Source organism: Romboutsia sp., from assembly GCF_051659545.1.
GTDB lineage: Bacteria > Bacillota > Clostridia > Peptostreptococcales > Peptostreptococcaceae > JBOFOR01.
Window position 1 is genome coordinate 1 of sequence record NZ_JBOFOR010000034.1, and the last position, 3,663, is coordinate 3,663.

Consider the following 3,663-nt stretch of genomic DNA (forward strand, 5'->3'; position numbering starts at 1 on the left):
AAAAGTAAGCCACACTATATATGCTATGAACTACAAGGACTACATAATTTTAGGGTATCATACCTTAGAAAAAAGGGAATCCTAATAATAACATGGACTGTAAAAAGTGCCTTAGATATGGAAAAGGCATATAAATATAGTGATAATATAATATTTGATAGTTTCTTACCTAAATAACAAAAAAATATAAATATAGTTGACAAATAAAAAAAATCATAATATATTATTATTAACAATTTAAGCTAAGAATTTAATAGTAGGTATAAAAGCTATGAAAAGAACAAGTAGAATTAATAGAATCTTACAGAGAGTTTCCGTTTGGTGAAAGGAAATAGATAAGTTAGTTTGAATACATCTTGGAGCAGTAATCCCAAAAGATAGCAACCAGTAGGGATTAACGTATTGGCACACGTTACCGTGCTATAGTATACCAAGTTTCTTGGAATACTTATTAAGGTTAATAATGCAAATTATTAATGAATTAAGGTGGTAACACGTAAGCACAGCTTTCGTCCTTTTATAGGGATGAAGGCTTTTTTTATTGCAAATAATACAAAAATACAGGAGGGTAAACATGATAAATTTAGATGAACAAGTAAAAATAATTTTAAAAGGTGTAGATGATATAATAGATGAAAAAGAACTAAGAGAAAAACTAGTAAAAGCTGACAAAGAAGGACGTCAATTAATAGTTAAATTAGGTCTTGACCCATCTGCTCCAGATATCCATTTAGGACACACAGTTGTTCTTAGAAAAATGAAGCAATTACAAGACTTAGGACACCAAGTAGTAATAATAATAGGAGACTTTACAGGAAAGATAGGAGATCCAACTGGAAAATCTTCTGCTAGAAAAGCATTAACTACTGAGCAAGTTTTAGAAAATGCAAAAACTTACCAAGATCAAATATTCAAAGTATTAGACCCAGAGAAAACTGAGGTTAGATTTAATAGTGAGTGGTTATCTAAATTAAACTTTGAAGAGGTAGTTAGATTAGCAGCAACAATGACAGTTGCAAGAATGTTAGAAAGAGAAGACTTCAAAAAGAGATACGAAAGTAACACTCCAATATCAGTACACGAATTCTTCTACCCATTAATGCAAGGATACGATTCAGTAGCATTAAATGCTGATATAGAATTAGGTGGAACAGACCAAAGATTTAACTTACTTATGGGAAGAACACTACAAAGAGACCATGGACAAGAAGCTCAAGTAGTAATAATGATGCCATTAATAGAAGGATTAGATGGTGTTAATAAAATGAGTAAGAGTTTAGGAAACTACATCGGAGTAGATGAAGAAGCTGGTGTTATGTACCAAAAATCTATGGAAATACCTGACGAATTAATAATAAAATACTACAACTTAGTAACAGATGTTCATCCTGATGTAGTATCAGAAATAGAAAAAGATTTGAAAGAAGATAGAAGAAATCCAAGAGATGTTAAGATGGAACTTGCTAAAGAAATAGTAAGATTATACCATGGAGAAGATAAAGCTAACTTTGCTGAAGAAAGATTCAAATCAGTATTCCAAAAAGGTCAAATACCAGTGGATATATTAACAGTAGAAGCAGAGAAAGAAGGCTTTGACTTAGCTCAAATAATAGTAGATAACAAACTTACTCCAAGTAAAAGTGAATTAAGAAGATTAGTTCAACAAGGTGGAGTTAAGATAAATGGTGAAAAGTGTACTGATTTACAAGCTGTTAATCCAGAAGGTGAATTAGTAGTTCAAATAGGAAAGAAAAAATTCATAAAGATAATTGTAAAATAGATACAATAAGTAAATGCCTGTGATTAAATTTTAATTACAGGTATTTTTACTTATAAATAGGAAACAAAATCAAAAAATATATTTAAGGATATGAGATAATTGAAAGACTTGTATATCCATAAAAAGGATAAAAGTGTATAATTATTTTATACAAAGAATTAAATTTAGGGGGTAAAGATATGTTATATAGAGAGTTAGGCAAAACTAAAGAGCAAGTATCTTTATTAGGTTTTGGATGTATGAGATTTCCAAAAATAGAAGAAAAAATAGATGAAGAGCAAGCCTCAGAAATGCTAAAATACGCAATAGAAAATGGTATAAACTATTTAGACACAGCATACCCATATCATGATGGTCAAAGTGAGCCTTTTGTAGGAAAATTCTTAAAAGAAAATAATCTTAGAGATAAAGTAAAATTAGCTACTAAATTACCTTCATGGGCTATAAAAAACAAGGAAGATATGTATAAGTACTTTAATAGCCAATTAGAAAGACTACAAACTGATTACATAGACTTTTATTTAGTTCACAACTTGAGTAAAGACTATTGGATCAATTTATTAGAAAATGGATTATTTGAATTTTTAGATGAAATAAAAGCTAGTGGTAAGGTTAAACATATAGGATTTTCATTTCATGATAATCTAACTCTATTTAAGGAAATAGTTGATAGCTATGATTGGGAATTTGCACAAATCCAATATAACTATATAGATGAAGAATATCAAGCTGGAACAGAAGGTTTAAAATATGCTTATGAAAAAGGGCTAGGAGTAATTATAATGGAGCCTCTTAGAGGAGGAAAACTAGCAAATAAAATAAGTGATGAATTATTAGATATAATAAAAGGAAATAAAGTAGATAAAACTCCAGTAGATTTAGCCTTCCAATTTATATATGACAAAAAAGAAGTGGGATTAGTATTAAGTGGAATGTCAACTTTAGAACATGTAAAAGACAATATAAGGATAGTAAATGAGTTAGGAAGAATCAATTCACTTACAGAGAATGAGAGCAATGCTATAGATAGTCTTTGTAAGGCTATGAAGGAAAAAATAAAGGTAAGCTGTACAGACTGTAGATACTGTTTGCCATGTCCAGCTGGAGTTAATATTCCAAAATGTTTTGAGCTGTATAATGATGCATCAATGTTTAATGATGTAGAAGGGGGAAAATTTGCATATACAATGTTTGTTAAAGGAAACAATGAAGAAGCTTCTAAATGTGTAAAGTGTGGTAAATGTGAAGAAGCTTGTCCTCAAAATATAGAGATAATAAATAACTTAGAAACTATAAAAAATACATTTGAAGGTTAATAACTAGACAAAAATATATTATCAGAGTTTATGGTAGTATTTTTTTGTACACTAAACTATCTAGCTTATGACTATACTTAAAGATTAAGGGGGATTTTAGTATGGAAAAACTATTAAAAGAAAAACATACACTGATGGTAAGTTCAAAAGATAAGCAAGGAGAGGCAAATATTAGTTGTGCAGCTTATGTATATTGCAATAAAAAAATATATATTTATATAAGTGAAATAGCAAATCACTATCAAAACTTATTAGACAATCCAAAAATTTCTGCAATGATAATAGAAGATGAGCAAAATGCTAAAACAGTTTTTGATAGAGAGAGAATTAGCCTAAATTGTGTAGCTAGAAGGCTAGAAGAAAGTAATGAAGTACTGCAAACTATATATGAAAAGTTTGATGAAAGTCATGGAGCTAAAATGATGAAAATTTTAAAAACTATGGACTTTGATATATTTGAACTTGAAATATTAGGTGGTAGGTATATAGAAGGATTTAGTAGAGTGCAAGATATAACTCTTGAAAATGGTGAGTTTAAATTAAAAAAAGCTGATTATAAGCAGCATA

Annotated in this window: 3 protein-coding genes and 1 other annotated feature; all 3 genes read left to right on the forward strand. The window is 29.1% G+C overall.

Translation table 11 applies throughout. The annotated features are described in order from the left end of the window. The first annotated feature begins 262 nt into the window (after positions 1-262). Positions 263-520 (forward strand) — a binding site (T-box leader). A gap of 54 nt (positions 521-574) precedes the next feature. After that, complete coding sequence (tyrS, locus tag ACRC03_RS01895; protein ID WP_438650859.1) at positions 575-1,780, forward strand: tyrosine--tRNA ligase; 1,206 nt, start codon at positions 575-577, stop codon at positions 1,778-1,780. A 179-nt stretch (positions 1,781-1,959) separates the two neighbouring features. Then, entirely contained in the window at positions 1,960-3,096 is a 1,137-nt protein-coding gene (locus ACRC03_RS01900; protein WP_438650860.1) for an aldo/keto reductase, read from the forward strand. Positions 3,097-3,197: 101 nt separating this feature from the next. Beyond that, positions 3,198-3,663 (forward strand): pyridoxamine 5'-phosphate oxidase family protein (locus ACRC03_RS01905; protein WP_438650861.1); only part of this gene is annotated, 466 nt, incomplete at its 3' end.